We start from the raw sequence: 16,465 nt of genomic DNA on the forward strand, positions 1-16,465 counted from the left end.
TAGTGGTGCCATGGACCTGAACTCGTATGTGGCCAACCTCGGGCGTGAGTTCGCCACCCTCGCCGAAGCCGGCGGGGAGGAGGCGCGTGCGGTGGTCGAGCGGCTGACCGGGCCGCTCGAGTCGGCGATCCGCATGACGCTGCTCGAGGCGCTGTCCGCGGCCGCCGACGAGATCACCCTCGACCTCGCGCCGGGCTCGGTGGAGCTGCGGCTGCGGGGCCGCGACCCGAACTTCGTCGTGACCCTGCCGCCCGCCCCGGCCCCGGCCCCGGTGGACGCCAAGACCACGACGGCGGCGGCGGACCTGGCGGCGGCCGAGCCGCTCCTCGCCGAGGACGGCCCGGCCGCACGGATCAACGTCCGGCTGCCCGAGCAGCTCAAGGCCGCGATCGAGGAGGCCGCCGCGAAGGAGGGCCGCTCGGTCAACGCCTGGCTGAGCCGGGCCGCCGCCGCCGCGCTCCAGCGGTCCGACCCGCGCGCCGAGCCCACCGCGGCCGCGCCGCAGGCCAGGCAGGCGCTCACCGGCTGGGTGCGGTAGCCCGCACCGTTTCGTCATCACCCGCGCTCCACCACCACTGAGCTGCGTAAACGGCTCACCTACCCATGATGTGGGGACCACCATGCCTGAATTCAGTACCCCCGAATCGATCTCTGTCACTGTCGAGCTGGGCGTCGGCGACGTGCGCATCGTCGCGAGCGACCGCACCGACACCGTCGTCGAGGTCCGCCCGAGCAACGACGCCGACGAGTCCGACGTGCAGGCCTCCAAGCAGGTCCGGGTCGACTACGCCGACGGCGTGCTGCGGGTGACCGGCCCGAGGTCGCGGCTGTTCGACTTCTCCCGCCGGACCAGGTCGGTCGACGTGTCGATCGAGCTGCCCAGCGGCTCGCAGGTGTCCACCGAGCTCCAGGTCGGCGGCGTCCGCGGCGACGGCCGGCTCGGCGAGTGCCGCGTGCGGACCGGCGCCGGCAACGTCTCGCTCGCGGACACCGGCCCGCTGCGCCTGGACACGGCGGCCGGGCACGTCACCGTCGGCGGGGTCGCCGGCAACGCCGAGATCCACACCGGCACCGGCAAGGTCCGCGTCGGCGACGTGCGGGGCACCGCCGTGGTCAAGAACTCCAACGGCGACACCACGATCGCGTCCGCCGCGGGTGACGTACGGGTGCGCAACGCCAACGGCGACATCGCCGTCGAGCGGGCCGGCGCGGGCGTCGACGCGAAGACCTCCAACGGCGCCATCCGCCTCGGCGAGATCGCCCGCGGCTCGGTCGTCCTCGGCACCGCGATGGGCGACCTGGAGATCGGGATCGCCGAGGGCACGGCCGCGTGGCTCGACGTCACCACCGGCTTCGGCCGCGTGCACAACCTGCTCGACAGCGCCACCAAGCCCGAGCCCACCGACGAGACGGTCGAGGTCCGCGGCCGCACCACGTACGGCGACATCACCGTCCGCCGCTCCTGACCTCTTTCGCAAATGGAGGAACCGCCATGTTCGACAGATGGGGCAAGTTCGTCGTCCGGCGCGCCTGGTGGGTCATCGCCGGCTGGCTCGTGGGCGCGGCGCTGATCATCGGCCTGCTGCCCGGCCTCTCCGACATCACCAGCGGCGACCAGGGCAGCTTCCTGCCCGACAGCTACGAGTCCGTGCAGGCGATCAACCTGGCCAAGGCCGCGTTCCCGGAGCAGGCCACGTCCACCGCGATCGTCGTGGTGAAGCGCGCCGACGGCGGGCCGCTGACCGCCGCCGACCAGACCCGGGTCGGCGCCCTCGCCACCGCGATCGACGGCGCGCACGTCGCCGGGATCGGCAAGGCGCAGACCGGCCCGCAGGCCGTCGCGCCCAACGGCCTGGTGCAGCTCGTCACCGTGCCCATCACCGCCGCCCTGACCGACGCGCAGGGGCAGCTGGACGCGGTGACCGGGACCCGCGACGTCATCAAGGCCGACCTCGCCGGCACCGGGCTCAGCGCCGGCGTCGCCGGGCAGGTGGCCCAGGTCGTCGACAACAACGACACGTTCAACACCGCGTTCGCGGTCGTCGGCGCCGCCACGTTCGCGCTGATCATCGTGCTGATCCTCATCATCTTCCGCAGCCCGATCGCCGCGCTGCTGCCGATCGTCGTCATCAGCGTGGTGCTGCAGGTGTCGTCGAACCTGATCGCGGCCGCCGGCAAGGCGTTCGGCTTCAACGTCGACCAGAGCCTGCAGACGCTGCTGCTGATCGTCCTGTACGGCATCGGCACCGACTACCTGCTGTTCCTGCTCTTCCGGTACCGCGAACGGCTGCGCGCCGGCGAGGACCGCAAGACCGCGATGGTGCACGCCGTCGCCCGGGTCGGTGAGGTCATCACCTCGGCCGCGGCCGCCGTCATCGTCGCCTTCCTGGTGCTGCTGCTGGCGAGCTTCGGCGGGTTCGGCTCGCTCGGCCCGGCGCTCGCCATCGCCGTCTTCGTCATGCTGGTCACCGGCCTGACCCTGATCCCGGCCCTGGTGAGCCTGATCGGCCCGGCGACGTTCTGGCCGTCGAAGGCGTGGCGGCGCGAGCCGAAGGGCACCGCGTTCCTGCGCATCGGCGCGGCGCTCGGCCGCCGGCCCGCGGTCGCGGCGATCGCCTCCGGCGCCGTGCTGGTCGCGCTCGCCGGCGGGGTCCTGCTGTACAAGGCGGACTACGACTTCGCGGCCGGCTTCCCGAGCACGACCGAGTCGGCGAAGGCCGCCGCCGACCTGGAGCGCGGCTTTCCGCAGGGCGCGCTGGACCCGACCGAGGCGTACCTCACCACCGGCGACGGCAGCCGGCTCACCCCCGCGCAGCTCGACCAGTTCGGCGCCGCCGCCGCCAAGGTCGCCGGGGTCGGCGGCGTCCAGCCACCGGTCACCGCGGCCGGCGGGACCGTGGCCCGCTTCGCCCTGCTGCTGTCGGTCAACCCGGCCTCCAACGAGGCGATCGACCTGGTCCACGACCACCTCCGCGCCGACCTGCACGCCGTCGCGCCGCCCGGCACGAAGGTCCTCGTCGGCGGCACCACGGCGATCTACGCGGACATCAACGCGGCCAACAATCGCGACCTGTCGGTGATCCTGCCCGTCGCGGCCCTGCTCATCGCGGTCATCCTCGGCCTGCTGCTGCGCAGCGTCGTCGCGCCGCTCTACCTGGTGGTCGCGGTGCTGCTCAACTTCGCCGCCACCCTCGGCGCCGCGATCTACCTGTTCCAGAGCCTCGCCGGGCGGCCGGGGGTGACGTTCCAGCTGCCGATCGTGCTCTACCTGTTCGTCCTGGCGATCGGCACCGACTACAACATCCTGATGATCGCCCGCCTGCGGGAGGAGGCGCGGGCCGGCAACGAGCCCCGGGCCGCCGCGGCGCTCGCCGTCCGGCACGCCGGCCCGTCCGTCGCCGCGGCCGGCCTGATCCTCGCCGGCACGTTCGCGGTCCTCGCCCTCGCCCCGGTGTCGTTCCTGCGGCAGATCGGGTTCTCGGTGGCGGCCGGCATCCTGCTGTCGGCGTTCGTGATGTCGATGTTCCTGGTGCCGGCGCTGACCGCGCTGCTCGGGCACGCCGCCTGGTGGCCGGGGCACGGCGACGCCGCCCGGACCGCCGCCGTCGACCTCGGCAAGCGCCAGGAGGCGCCGGCCGGGTCGCACTGACCAGGAAGGCCGCGAACGGCAGCGGCGGCACCGCCCCGGACCCGACCGTCCGGGGTGGTGCCGCCCTGTTGCCGTCGTCGACGCGGGGGTCAGTCGTCGTCGACGGCGACGCCGTGCAGGGTGGCGAGTCCGGCGAGGCCGTGGTCGTACCCCTGACCGATCGCCCGCAGCCGCCACCGGCCGTCGCGCCGGTAGACGGTGGCGAGCAGCAGGCTGCGTTCGGTGGTGGCCGCGTCGAGGGTGGCGCGGGCGTGGGTGGCGCCGTCACCGGCCCGCGCGACGAACTCGACGGGTCCGAGGTCCCCGAACGTGTGCGTGCCGGTGATGGCGGCGGCGAGCACGATCCGGGTGACGTCCTCGGGGATCCGGCCGAGCCGGACGTCGACGAGCGCCTCGTGCGGCACGTCGAGGGTCAGCTCCACCGACCCGTCCGCCGCGGCGGGCTGGTTGTAGAAGACGAAGTCGGCGTCGGCGCGGACCTGCTCGTCCTGGTCGGTGAGGAACGCGACCACGTCCACCTCGGCGCCCGCGCCCGCCGGCCAGCTGACGGCGACCGTCCAGTCCTCGACGTCGTCGGGCAGGTCGATGACGGCGCCCCGGGACAGGACCACTGCCGCGGCCGGCGGCGGCTCGACCACCGCGGCGTCGGGTGCGGCGGCCGGCGGTTCGAGGGCGTCCGGGGTGCGGACGGGCAGGGCGAGGGCGGTGGCGGTGGCCCAGCGGCGGTCGTTGTCCGCGCCGGGGAGGGCCACGACGCCGTTGACCCGGGCCGTCAGGTTGACCGCGGCGATCCCGCCCAGGTCGGCGATCCGGTTGCGGACCTCCGCCGCCTCGGCGTGGGTGCCGCCGAGCACGAGCAGGCACCGCCCGGCGAGCGGCCCCGCCGGTGCGGCGGCCCGCTGCGACGGCACGCCGGCCCGGGGGCGGTCCGCCGGCTTCGGCGTCCCGGGCTCCACGTCCGCCAGCAGCGACGCGAACGTGGCCTCGGAGACGACCGGCACGGCGTACATGGCGGCGGCGCGCAGCTTCGAGGTGGCGGCGGTCGCGTCGTTGGTGACGAGCAGGCCGGTCCTGCCGCTGACGGTGTTCATCACGTCGAGCCCCGCCTCGGTCGCGCGGGCCGCGAGGGCGTCCCGGGCCGTCGCGGTGCTCCCGGTGATGGCGACCTTCGCGCCCTGGATCAGGCGGCGGCCCTGCGTCCAGCGGCCCGGCCACGCCCACGGGCAGACGGGTCGCGGCAGCCGGGCCGGGTAGACCGGGTCGGCGGCGGCCGGGTCGCAGGCGCTCAGCGGCAGCTCGACCGCGAGGGTGTCGGCGGCGGCGAGGCTGTGCCGGAGGATCTCGGTGAGGACCCGGGTGTCGTCCTCGGCGTCGTGCGGCCGGGCCTGCGTCACGCCCCAGTGCGCGGCGAGCGCCGCCAGGGACAGGCTCGCCGTCGGCAGGTCGAGGCGGCGGCTCAGCGCGAGCGTGCACAGCCGCTGGCTGACCGGGAGGCGGTGCACGGCCCGGTGCGCCTCCGCGGCCAGGAACTTCCAGTCGAACGCGGCGTTGTGCGCGACCAGCACCCGCCCGTCGAGCAGCCGCGCGAGGTGCCCGACGACCGCGTCGAAGCGGGGCGCGCCGGCGAGGCGCTCGCGCGTGATCCCGTGGACGTGCACCGGGCCGGGGTCGCGCCCGGGGTCGACCAGGGTCGACCAGACCTGCCCGAGGGTCCCGTCGGACTCCATCTGCGTGACGGCGATCTGCAGCACCCGGTCGCCGGGCGCGTGCAGGCCGGTCGTCTCCACGTCGACGACGGCGTACCGCAGCGGGTACCGCGTCGCCGCGCTGGCCGGCAGGGTCAGCATGACCGTCACAACAGGGTCCTTCCGGTGGGCGGGAGGCGATTGTGAACCCACCGCGCCGCGGAACCCGGCCGCACCGCGCGGCGTGTCGCCGACCCGCGCCGAACGGTGGCGCGCCGGCGGGCGGAACGGTCACCCGCCATGCCCCGAACGGCGGTGGCGGTGGTGACGGCATGCGTTACCGTGCGGGAGGTGCAGAACGAGATCGTCGCGGTCACCGTCTATCCCCGGCAGGCCCGCGTCACCCGGCGCGGCCAGGCCACCCTCGAGGCCGGCGAGCAGCTCGTCGAGATCGGCCCGCTGCCGATGGGCATGGACACCGACTCGGTCCGGGTCAGCGGGCGCGGCCCGGCGACCGTCCTCGGCGTCGACGTGGTGCTCAAGCGCCACGCCGAGCCGTCCGACGGCACCGTGACGGCCGTCCAGGAGGAGCGGCGCGCGCTCGAGGACGAGCTGGCCGAGATCGCGGACACCGAGACGGTCCTGCGGCAGCGGCAGGCGTTCCTGACGACCCTCGGCGAGCGGGCCAGCGGCGCCTACGCGCGGGCCCTCGCCACCGGCGACGCCGCCGCGGAGACGGTCACCGCGTTCACCGCCACGATGGGCGGTGAGCTGTCGTCGGTCCTGGCCGGCGTCCGCGACCTGCAGCGCCGGCGCACCCGGGCCGCCGACCGGATCGCCGCCCTGGACCGGCAGCTGCTGGACCTGTCGGGCAAGCGGGAGCCGGACGCGCACTACGCGGTCGTCGCGCTCGCCGTGTCGGCGGCCGGGCCGGTCCAGCTGGACCTGTCGTACCAGGTGCCCGACGCCGGCTGGCGCTCCACCTACGACGTGCGGCTCACTGGCGAGACGCTGCGCCTGACCTGGTTCGGCCTGGTCGAGCAGCACACCGGCGAGGACTGGCCGGAGTGCGAGCTGGCGCTGTCGACGGCCCGCCCGTCCGGCGTCGTCGGGATCCCCGAGCTGCAGCCCTGGTACCTCGACCTGCTGATGCCGCCACCGCCGAGGCCGCCGATGCAGTCGTTCGCGGCTTACGGCGCCGCGCCCGGTGGCGCTCCCGCGCCCGCGATGGCCCCGGCGCCCCGCGCGATGGCGAAGGAGCAGTTCGACGGGTTCGCGGAGGTCGAGATCGCGCAGGCCAGGGTCGAGGAGGGGCCGGTCGCGGCCACCTACCGCCCGGCCCGCGCGGTCCCGGTGCCCGCCGACGGCACCACGTCCCGCGCGACGGTGCTGGTGCTCGACCTCGGCAGCCAGCTCGACCACGTCGTCGCGCCGTCGCACTCCATCGACGTGCACCTGCGGGCGAAGGTGACCAACACGTCGCAGCACACGCTGCCGCCCGGGCAGGCGGCCGTCTTCCACGAGGCCGACTTCGTCAGCAAGACCGCCCTGTCGACGTGGGCGCCCGGGGAGGAGCTGGAGCTGGCGCTCGGCCTCGACGACCGGGTCCGGGTCGAGCGGGAGCTGACCCGCCGCACCGCGACCAAGGCGACGCTGGGCTCCAGCCGGCGCCGCGAGGTCGAATACCGCACCACCGTCGGCAACTACACCGGCCGCCCGGTGCGGATCACCGTGCTCGACCAGGTGCCGGTCGCCCGCCACGACACGATCACCGTCAGGGAGACCGTCCTGGAGCCGTCGCCGGCGGAGCGCACCGACCTCGGCGTCCTCACGTGGCGCCTGGTCGTGCCCGAGGGGCAGAGCCAGACGGTGCGGCTCGGCTACCGCGTCGAGACCGCCAAGGGCGCCGAGCTGTCGGGCTGGCGCGAGTAGCGACCGCCGGGGCGGCGCAAGTAGCGGGGGAGAGCGCGGCAGGGGCCCGCCGATGTACAGTGCACTGGGTGGTCACTTCGATGACTTCCGCCCCGCCGCTGCGTGCTTACGACTTCCGGTACAAGCGCAATATCGCTGAGCTGCACTATCGCTATGTCCTGAACCCGGCCTCACCGCACCGCGACTGGGCGCTGCGGGAGATCATCCAGCCGGCGTTCCGCGCGCTGCACCGCGAGTACGGCGTGACCGCCGAGCCCCTCGCCTTCGGCAAGCTGCCGCAGGAGCGGCCGGGCGGCGTCACGTATGTCATCTACGGGCCGACGAACCCGCTGCTGATGTCGCCGGAGGAGCAGCACTACCTCGCGGCGCTCGCCGCGACCGGCGCCAGGACCAACATCATCTCGGCGTACCCGCTGACCGAGACGCACGAGGACCGGCCCGACTACGCCCTGGCCCGCACCGTCGTGCCTCAGCTGTGCGACGCCCTCGACATCAACGCGATCTACCCCGACCACCTCGACCTGGCCCGGGGGCTGCGCACCAACACGTGGCAGGACGTGCACGCCAACGCGATCGGTGAGACGGTCCGGGTCAAGTACCACCCGACGCAGAGCGTCGACCCGGGCGACCGGGCCGTGCTCGACCGGCTGCGCGTGCGGCACGCCGGGGAGGTCGCGGAGCTGGCCCGCATCCACCGCGACCACCACCTGTGGCAGCGCAAGCCCTACACCGACGGCTCGATCATGTTCACGCACGACGGGCACTGGCTGGTGTCCCAGACGGTCACCGACAAGTCGCGGATGACCGCCGCCGACTACGACCTGATCACCTCGTTCGACGAGGGGACGCAGAGCCTCACCTACACGGGGGAGCGCCTGCCGAGCTCCGACGCGCCCGAGTTCCTGATGCTGAGCGGCCTGATGGCCATGCAGGGCCGGCGGCCGCGGCTCCTCGTGCACTTCCACCACCGGGAGCTGACCCGCGGGCGGCGCCACCGTGACCTCGTCTCCGACACGCGGATCGAGGGCGGGCGCTTCGCCGCGGGCCGGCAGTTCTTCCGGGAGCTGCGGCAGAAGTCGACGAACTGGTTCATCATCCGCGAGCACGGCATGGTGTGGACCGGCGACTCGGTCGTGGAGTTCGAGGACTACGTCCGCTCCGTCGTGTCGGCCACGACCTGACGGCGGCGGAGGGTGCCGAGCGTGCGCCCCTTCACGAGCGCTGCGGCACCGCCTCCGCCGGCTCGGTCCGGGTCGCCGCCGTGACCTCGTGCCGGCGGGCCAGGAACAGCATCGGCAGCGCCATCACCTGCAGCAGGCCGCCCAGCACGAACGAGGTCGGGTAGCCCCACAGGTCGGCGGCCCGGCCCAGCCCCGGCTGGGTCACCACGCCGCCGCTGCTGGCGACGAGCGAGTCGAACGACAGCACAGTGGCCCGCCGGTCCGACGGCAGCAGGCCGTTGAGGTACGCCTGCCGCGACGGCAGGATCGCCGCGGACACCATGCTGTGCAGCGCGAGGAGGGCGATCGCGAGCGGTACACCACCCGCCAGCCCGAACCCGGCGAGCAGCGCGCCGTTGAGCGCCACCCCGGCGATGACCACCGACATCCGCCACCGGAACAGCGACTGGAACGCCATCGCGAGCAGGCCGCCGACGGTCTGCGCCGCGGCGTTGGCGGCCGCCGCGATGCCGAGCAGGCCGTAGGCGCGCCTGTCACCGGCGAGCTGCAGCAGGTAGGGCTTCATGGTGAACGCGACGTAGTAGCCGACCCCGGCGGCGACCATCGAGCCGAGCATGACCCAGCGCACCGCCGGCCGCCCCCAGCCGTGCCGCACCGACTCCGTCAGCACCCGCCGGACGTCCTTCACCGGCCCGCTGCCCCGCCGGGGTGTGAACCCGATGTCGTGCATGACCCGCCACGCGACCACGGTGAGCGTCAGCAGCAGCGCGGCCCGGACGAGGAACGGGACGCCGACGTCGGTCGCCTGCGCCACGTACGCGCCGCCGAGCGAACCGGCGAGGGTGCCGATCCCGGCCGCCACCTGCCCCCGCGCGAACACCTGCTCCAGCCGGCCGTCGTACCGCAGGTGGTGCAGCGCGTCGACCAGCCACGCCTCGGTGGCGCCGGAGAAGAACGTGAAGCCGACCGCGAGGACGACCGACACCCCCGCCCATACCCACACCCCGGCGTGCAGGCGCCAGGCCAGCCAGTACAGCAGCGTCGTGACCGCCAGGGTGCCGCCGCCCAGCAGGTACGACGCCCGCCGCCCCCACGTGTCGGCGATCGACCCGGTGGGGATCTCGAACACGGCGTAGCCGAGCGTGAAGCACGCGTTGGCGGCGAGGGCCTCGGTGTTGCTCAGCCCCGCCTCGAACAGCAGCAGCGAGTTGATGCCCCAGATGAACGTGACGGCGAGGGTGTTGAGCAGCACCAGTGTGAGGTAGAGGCGGCGCACGTGGCGGCTCGTCACGGCCATGGCGGCAGCTTACGGCCTGAGACCCGTCTATGTGGAGGTTTGTCGATGAGGGAGCGCCTCGGCCACGGAGCGCGGTCGGGTCCCGAGCGTCCCTTGGCTACAGTCATGGTCATGGGGAGTGAGTGGGGGAGTGACACGGCCGCGGGCACGCCGGTGGACCCGGTCGGCGCGGCCGAGGGCACGGCGGAGAGCACGGCGGCGGACGGGGCCGGTGACGGCGCCGGGGACGGCGCCGGGGACGGCGACGGCTGGCAGCCGCGGTCGCGGGTCGGTGCCGTGGTGGCGGCGCTGCTCAACGGGGACCACGACGCGGCCGAGCAGGTCGCCGACGAGTCGCAGGAGCACGACCGGCACGCCGACAAGGACCCCGAGGTCCTGGCCGCCGCGATCCGGCTCGCCGTGTGCAGCCTGTTCGACGAGGACACCCCGCCCGACGCGATCGCCGACTACGTCGCGGTCATGGCCCGCGACGTCGAGGTCGACCAGGACGCGGCGGTGGCGCTCATCCGCGCCCAGCTCGGCCACGAGGACGAGATCCGCGCGTTTCCGGAGCAGGTGGTGATCGACACCACATGGTCGGTGTTCGGGTACCTGTGCGAGCAGCGCCTCGGCCGGGAGGACTCCCTGGAGCTGATCGCGCAGGCCGAGGCGGAGACGCTGTAACGGCCGGTCGGCCATCAGTCACCGAACGGCGGATCTCAATCCCGGCCGCCTGTGCCAACATCAACTTCCGTGGATGCTGAGACGCGGATCGTCGTGCGGTTCGAGGGGCCCGGCGCCGGTGCCGGCCCCCTCGCCTGGGGGCAGCGGCAGGTGTGGGCGGCGATGGTCGAGATCGACTCGTCGATGAGCATGGGCGGTGCGATGCCCGTCACCGGCGGGCGGACCGCCGAGGACTACGCGGCTGAGCTGCGCTTCTTCATGTGCCGCTACGCGGCGATGCGGACGCTGCTGCGCTTCGCGGACGACGGGACGGTGACGCAGGAGGTGTCCGGCTCCGGCGAGACCGCCCTGGTGGTGCTCGACGCGGCCGATGACGACGACCCGGCGGCGGTCGCCGAGGACCTCGCCACCCGGTGGCGGGAGCGCAAGTTCGACTACGAGCGCGAGTGGCCGCTGCGCATGGGCGTGGTCCGGCAGCACGGCGCCGTCACGCACGTGGTGGCGCTGATGTGCCACATCGCCGCCGACCTCGGCGGGGTCGCCGTGATGATGCGGGAGCTGGCCGGGCGGGACCAGGTCACCGGCGAGCCGGCCGGCCCCTACGAGGCGCCCCAGCCGCTCGACCTGGTCCGCCTCCAGCAGGAGCCGGCGATGACCCGGCAGACCGCCGCGGCGATGCGCTACTGGGAGTCGCACCTGCGCGCCATCCCGGCGTCGATGTTCGACGCCCCCGCCGACCGCGGGGCGCCGGTGTTCTGCCGGCTGCGGTGGCGGTCCCGCGCCATGCACCTGGCCGCCGAGGCGGTGTCGGCCCGGCTCGGCGCCGACCCGGCGTGGGTGCTGCTCGCCGCCTTCGCCGCCGGCCTCGAACGGCTGCGGCCCGGCACCGGCCCGTTCGTCGCGATCAACATCATCAGCAACCGCTTCCGGCCGGCGCTGCGCGACGTGGTCAGCCCGATCACCCAGGACGGGCTGTGCGTCCTCGACGTCGCCGGGGTGAGCCCCGACGAGGCGATCGCCCGGGCCCGGACGGCGTCGATGAGCGCGTCGAAGTACGCCTACTACGACCCGGCGGCCCGCGCGGCGCTCACCGAGCGGGTCAGCCGGGAGCGCGGCGAGGAGCTCGACCTCACCTGCATCTACAACGACCGGCGCACGCCCCGGCCGGCCGGCCCGGCGGCGCCGGTGCCCGCCGAGACGCGGGTGTTGTCGGAGGAGCCGCTGCGGTCCCTGGGGCCGAAGCTCATGATCGTCGTCGAGGACGTGCCGGACGTGGTCCAGCTGACCGTCGACGTCAAGACCCAGTTCCTGTCCCTGCCGGACCTGCGGGCGCTGCTGCACGAGATGGAGGCGTTCGTCGTGGACGCCGCCGGCCAGCCGGTGGCGTAATCCGCGCGGGAACGGGCACTGACCCGCATGCCTTACATCACCGTCGGGACGGAGAACGCCGGCCCCATCGACCTGTACTACGAGGACCACGGCGCCGGCCGCCCGGTCGTGCTGATCCACGGCTTCCCGTTCAACGGCGCCACCTGGGAGAAGCTGTCGATCCCGCTGCTGGCGAGCGGGCACCGGGTGATCACGTACGACCGCCGCGGCTTCGGCAACTCGTCGCAGCCGTCGACCGGCTACGACTACGACACGCTCGCCGCCGACCTCGACGCGCTGATGACGAAGCTCGACCTGCGCGACGCCGTGCTCATCGGTCACTCGATGGGCACCGGGGAGGTGACCCGCTACCTCGGCACCCGTGACTCCCGGCGGGTGGCGCGGGCGGTGCTGCTCGCGCCGCTCGCGCCGTTCCTGCTCAAGACCGCCGACAACCCCGAGGGCGTGGACCGCAGCGTGTTCGACGGCATCCAGGCCGCGATCCTGGAGGACCGCTTCGCGTACCTCACGAAGTTCTGCGAGGCGTTCTTCAACTGGGACGAGAACCGGGGCACGCTGGTGAGCGAGGAGGCGTTCCGGGCACACTGGGAGATCGGCGCGCGGGGCTCCGCGAAGGGCACCCACGACTGCGTCGCCGCCTGGCTGACCGACTTCCGCCCCGACCTGCCGCGCATCGACGTGCCGGTGCTCATCGTGCAGGGCGACCAGGACCGCGTCCTGCCCTACGCGGCGACGGGCGGGCGCCTGCAGCCGATGCTGCCCGACGCCCGCCTCATCACGCTGCGGGGTGCCCCGCACGGCATTCCGTGGACCCACCCGAAGGAGGTGGTGGCGGCGACGATGGAGTTCATCGGCGCCACCGCCATGACGCACGCCTGAAGGGTCGTGCCGGGCCTTACCGAAGGGCCCGGCACGACCCGGTCATCAGCAGGCGCCCTGGTCCTCCCAGACGCCCCACTGGCCGGTGGTCGTCGGGTTCTCGCCCTGCGTCCACCACTTCGCGCGGTACTTGCGGCCGCTGTACTGCACGACCGTGTTGCCGCTGTACGCCGCGCCCGCGTTCCACACCGGCAGGCCCGCGCACCCGGCGCCCGTGGACGTGCTCGGCGACGTGCTCGGGCTCCTGCTCGGCGACGTGCTCGCGCTGGGCGAGGTGCTCGGGGACGTGCTCGGGCTCTTGCTCGCGCTCGGCGAGGCGGTCGGGGACGTGCCGGAGCAGACGCCCTGGTCGACCCAGACCGCGTTGGTGCCCGGGGTGTCACCCTGCGTCCACCACTGCGCCTTCCACGTGTGGCCGTTGTGCGACACCAGGTTCCCGCCGGTGTACACCGTGCCCGCCGCCCACGGCGGCGCCGTGCAGGTGCCGGTCGACGGGTTGCCCGAGACGGTGGGGGAGACGGTCGGCGCGGTGCCGCCGCGGCCGTAGTCGGCGGCGAGCGCGTAGGTCTGGCCGCCGATGGTGAGCGTGAAGTTCGACGGGCCCGAGATCGGCAGCTGGTAGTTGAGCGTCACCTCGGCGTAGGAGCCCGCGGCGATCGCCGGCACGTTGAGCCGCACCCGGTGGAAGTCGCCCTTGAGGCCGCCGACGTTGCTGCCGGTGTGGCCGGTCGACACGGTGGTCAGCGCCCAGCCGGACTGCTGGCCGAGGTTGCCGGGCGCGGTGGTCGGGTAGTCGAACTCCAGCTGCGAGCCGGCCGGGATCGCCGCACCGGTGTTGTTGATCAGCCGCAGCTCGGGGTTGATCGGGTAGTTGTTGTCACCCAGCGCGAACCCGCCCATCTGCACCCCGACGTTGAGCGTCTGCGTCGGCAGCGTGATGTTGGCCTTCTTCGCGCCGTACGGTGCGGCGGTCTTGAACTTGTCGTAGAGCAGGTTCGTCAGCGTGTTGCCCATGTACCACTCGTTGCGGGCCGCGTCCCACGCGTAGTCGCCGGCGAGCTCCCAGATCATGACGCCGCCGATGCCCTTGTTCACGACGTAGTCGGCCTTGGTACCGAGCGACTGGTCGTCCTCGGTGGACAGGAACACCTGCTTCTGCGCGTTCCACAGCCACGGCGCGACGAGGGCGCTGGAGTAGTTGCGGGTGTACGTGCCGGTGATGCGGTCCTCCGGGTCGGTGGCCGGGGTCAGCCCGTAGGCCTCCAGGTAGTCACCGGCCCGCCCCTCCTGCAGGTTCTTCGCGTGCCACATCGGGTTGGCGCCGGCCGGCACCTCGGCGTTGAGCTCTTCGTCGTGCCACAGGTTGTCGATGCCGACCGCGCCGTTGCCGCACGGGGTCGTCGAGCCGATGGCCCCGCCGGTGCCCGCCGGGCACTTCGTCTGGTCGGGCAGCGCCGCGCGTCCCCACAGGCCGTTGGTGCCGCCTGTCACGCCGCGCCAGCCCCGGGTGTAGTACGGGACGCCGATGTTGATCCGGCCGGACTGCATCGCGCCGCGGAAGTAGTGGTACGCCCAGTCCGTGTTCAGGTAACCGATGTTGGAGTACGCGCCGTACACGCCGCCCTGGGACAGCTCGGCGTCGTCGCCGTTGTCGTACAGCGCCGCGTTCGGGCCGACGAAGTGGTTCCACGAGCCGTGCAGGTCGTAGGACATGATGTTGACGTAGTCGAGGTACTGCAGCGCCTGGTAGGACTCCAGGCCGCGCAGCAGCCAGCCGGAGGCGGGCGCGGCGACGGTCACCATGTAGTACTTGCCGTCCGCCGCGGCGGCCGCGTCGAGCTTCTCCCGCAGCGTCTTCATCAGCAGGTGGTAGGAGGCGTTGAGCCCGGCCCGCTTCGCGTCCGCCTGGGCGAAGTCGAGCGGGTTGCCGGCCTTCGCGTTCGACGTCGGGTACTCGTAGTCGATGTCGACGCCGTCGAAGCCGTACGTGCGCAGGAACGTCACGACCGAGTCGGCGAAGGTGTTGATGCCGGCGGTGTTGATGCTGTTGTCGGCGTTGGTCGTCATCCGGTAGAAGCCGCCGGAGTCGACCCGGTCGCCGTTGTCGTTGAAGAACCCGCCGGTCTCGGCCCAGCCGCCGACGCTGATCAGCGTCTTGACCGCCGGGTGCTGCTTCTTGAACTTGTTGAGCAGGTTGAAGTGGCCGGTGTAGGAGTAGGCCGGGTCCATCTCCGCGCCGGCGACGCCGGGCCACGTCATGTTCGTCGCCGCGTTGTTCGCCGCCGTCGGCGTGCCGACCGAGATCTTGTTGGCGCCGTCGACGTGCGCGAACGCGTAGTTGATGTGGGTGATCTTGTCCCACGGGATGTTGCTGGCCAGGTACGCGGGCGCGCCGTTCTTGCCGGTCCGCCAGCTGGTGAAGTAGCCGATGATCCGGCGGCCGTGGTCGGCGCCCAGGTTCTCCCGGCCGTTGGTGTCGTAGACCTTGCAGTACGGCACGGTGACGCCCGCGGTCGGGTAGAGCCCGTCCGGGCGGCAGGCAGCGTGGTCGACCTCCGCGTTGGCGGTGGTCACGAAGAACGCCGCGGACGCGGCCACGAGGGCCGCCGTCGCGGCGGACAAGAGGTGCAGGGTGCGTCGTCGCATAGAACCCTCCGCCAACCGTTAATAAAGTTAACAGTAAAGTGTCCTAGATGTATAACGGCATCGACGAGGGTGCGCAAGAGCCAGCCTTAGCAGAGCCTTAGTACGCGACTTATTTCTTTCGTTTACTGTTTGACTGCGCTGTACAGGTTGCGCATCGCGAGGATCGAGGACCGGACCTCCTGGAGCAGCTCGGTGGTCGCCAGGGGGCGCCCCCACTCGGCCGTCGCGAGGTCGTCCATGCCGATGGTCTCGATGCCGCAGCCGTACGTGAGGCCGAGCAGCCGGACCGCGTCGCAGTGCTGGTGCCGCACGTAGGGGTCGTTGGTCACCAGCAGCACCCGGTCCGTCCGCAGGGGCCTGCTGACGTGCTCGGCCCAGCCGATCAGGGTGCAGGCGGTGCTGGCCCGCAGCGGGAGCCGGGTCGACGCGGCCGCCAGGACGTGGATGCCGCCGTCCGGCCACGTCTGGTGCCACCAGCCGTCGCCGGTCTCGGTCCTCGCCGGCTCCGGCAGGTCGAGGAACCGGCGCAGCGCGGCCGTCATCATGTCGGCCTCGGTCTCCAGCTCGCCGAGGCCGAGGCGGAGGCCTTCCCGGTGCTCCCGGTCGTCGCGGTGCCGCAGGCTGCCCAGCCCGGCGACGGTCGCGGCCGTCGTGCCGCCGCGGAGCAGCCTCGCCGTGAAGTCGACGCGGCCGAGGGTGACCCGGATGCCGCCGCCGAGGACGACGACGTGGTCGTAGTGCTCATGGACGGGCTTCGGGCGGCCGCCGTTGCCGAGGGCGTGGATGAGGTCGCGGATCCGCTCGTCGTCCGCGCCGTAGCCGACGCGGGCGGTGTCGAACCGCTCCTTCGTCCCGGCCCTGAAGTCCCAGACCTTCGAGAATTCCGTGACGTGGTCCAGCGCCTCCCGCGCCGGCGCGTCGGGCACCGCACCACCGAACCTGGCCACGAGCTCGCGCATCTGGGGCGAGGCGACCCAGGCCTCGATCGCGGCGGACGGATCCGTCCCGCCGGGCTCGCACGGCGGCAGCGGGAACGGCTCCATGCCGGCGAAGCCTACCTTCTCCAAAGTGGACGGTCGGGAGTATGACGCGATGATCGACTGCGAGATACCGTGTCGCTACGCTCACGCCCCGGAGGTGGCCC

12 protein-coding genes are annotated in these 16,465 nt (G+C 73.0%); 8 read left to right on the forward strand and 4 right to left on the reverse strand.

The features are described 5' to 3' along the window. Window positions 1-10: 10 nt before the first annotated feature. The 3 genes from ABD332_RS12345 to ABD332_RS12355 all read left to right on the forward strand — a co-directional run bounded on the left by ABD332_RS12345 (window position 11) and on the right by ABD332_RS12355 (window position 3,649). Window positions 11-538 (forward strand): ribbon-helix-helix protein, CopG family, encoded by a 528-nt coding sequence (locus ABD332_RS12345; RefSeq protein WP_344501957.1) that lies wholly within the window; start codon window positions 11-13, stop codon window positions 536-538. An 82-nt stretch (window positions 539-620) separates the two neighbouring features. Next, window positions 621-1,466 carry a DUF4097 family beta strand repeat-containing protein gene (locus ABD332_RS12350; RefSeq protein WP_344501958.1) on the forward strand — a complete coding sequence of 282 codons (846 nt, stop codon included), beginning with the start codon at window positions 621-623 and terminating at the stop codon, window positions 1,464-1,466. A gap of 26 nt (window positions 1,467-1,492) precedes the next feature. Further along, complete coding sequence (locus ABD332_RS12355) at window positions 1,493-3,649, forward strand: MMPL family transporter (protein ID WP_344501959.1); 2,157 nt, start codon at window positions 1,493-1,495, stop codon at window positions 3,647-3,649. 89 nt (window positions 3,650-3,738) lie between these two features. Here ABD332_RS12355 and ABD332_RS12360 read toward each other — a convergent pair whose 3' ends face one another. Continuing rightward, window positions 3,739-5,496, reverse strand: a complete 1,758-nt coding sequence (locus ABD332_RS12360) for a TerD family protein (protein ID WP_344502336.1) — start codon at window positions 5,494-5,496, stop codon at window positions 3,739-3,741. A gap of 189 nt (window positions 5,497-5,685) precedes the next feature. On the opposite strand from ABD332_RS12360, the gene ABD332_RS12365 reads away from it, so the two are divergent. Together ABD332_RS12365 and ABD332_RS12370 are read left to right on the forward strand one after the other, a co-directional pair. Next, window positions 5,686-7,266 (forward strand): DUF4139 domain-containing protein, encoded by a 1,581-nt coding sequence (locus tag ABD332_RS12365; protein ID WP_344501960.1) that lies wholly within the window; start codon window positions 5,686-5,688, stop codon window positions 7,264-7,266. Window positions 7,267-7,334: 68 nt separating this feature from the next. Beyond that, the gene (locus ABD332_RS12370; protein ID WP_344501961.1) at window positions 7,335-8,447 is read left to right on the forward strand and encodes a hypothetical protein; all 1,113 of its coding nucleotides are present in this window, start codon (window positions 7,335-7,337) and stop codon (window positions 8,445-8,447) included. A gap of 31 nt (window positions 8,448-8,478) precedes the next feature. Here ABD332_RS12370 and ABD332_RS12375 read toward each other — a convergent pair whose 3' ends face one another. Further along, a complete protein-coding gene (locus ABD332_RS12375) occupies window positions 8,479-9,744 on the reverse strand; it encodes an MFS transporter (RefSeq protein ID WP_344501962.1) in 1,266 nt (421 codons plus the stop codon). Window positions 9,745-9,855: 111 nt separating this feature from the next. Between ABD332_RS12375 and ABD332_RS12380 the strand changes: the two genes are divergently transcribed. The 3 genes from ABD332_RS12380 to ABD332_RS12390 all read left to right on the forward strand — a co-directional run bounded on the left by ABD332_RS12380 (window position 9,856) and on the right by ABD332_RS12390 (window position 12,675). Further along, window positions 9,856-10,407 (forward strand): hypothetical protein, encoded by a 552-nt coding sequence (locus tag ABD332_RS12380; protein WP_344501963.1) that lies wholly within the window; start codon window positions 9,856-9,858, stop codon window positions 10,405-10,407. 69 nt (window positions 10,408-10,476) lie between these two features. After that, the gene (locus ABD332_RS12385; protein ID WP_344501964.1) at window positions 10,477-11,796 is read left to right on the forward strand and encodes a condensation domain-containing protein; all 1,320 of its coding nucleotides are present in this window, start codon (window positions 10,477-10,479) and stop codon (window positions 11,794-11,796) included. Between the two features lie 27 nt (window positions 11,797-11,823). After that, window positions 11,824-12,675, forward strand: a complete 852-nt coding sequence (locus ABD332_RS12390) for an alpha/beta fold hydrolase (protein WP_344501965.1) — start codon at window positions 11,824-11,826, stop codon at window positions 12,673-12,675. 45 nt (window positions 12,676-12,720) lie between these two features. Here the strand turns inward: ABD332_RS12390 and ABD332_RS12395 are convergent, their stop codons facing one another. Both ABD332_RS12395 and ABD332_RS12400 read right to left on the reverse strand, forming a co-directional pair. Beyond that, window positions 12,721-15,321, reverse strand: a complete 2,601-nt coding sequence (locus ABD332_RS12395) for a glycosyl hydrolase family 18 protein (RefSeq protein ID WP_344501966.1) — start codon at window positions 15,319-15,321, stop codon at window positions 12,721-12,723. A gap of 122 nt (window positions 15,322-15,443) precedes the next feature. Beyond that, window positions 15,444-16,364, reverse strand: coding sequence for a hypothetical protein (locus ABD332_RS12400; protein WP_344501967.1), 921 nt, complete (start codon window positions 16,362-16,364; stop codon window positions 15,444-15,446). Between the last annotated feature and the right edge of the window lie 101 nt (window positions 16,365-16,465).

It is taken from the genome of Dactylosporangium maewongense, from assembly GCF_039531485.1.
Classification (GTDB): domain Bacteria; phylum Actinomycetota; class Actinomycetes; order Mycobacteriales; family Micromonosporaceae; genus Dactylosporangium; species Dactylosporangium maewongense.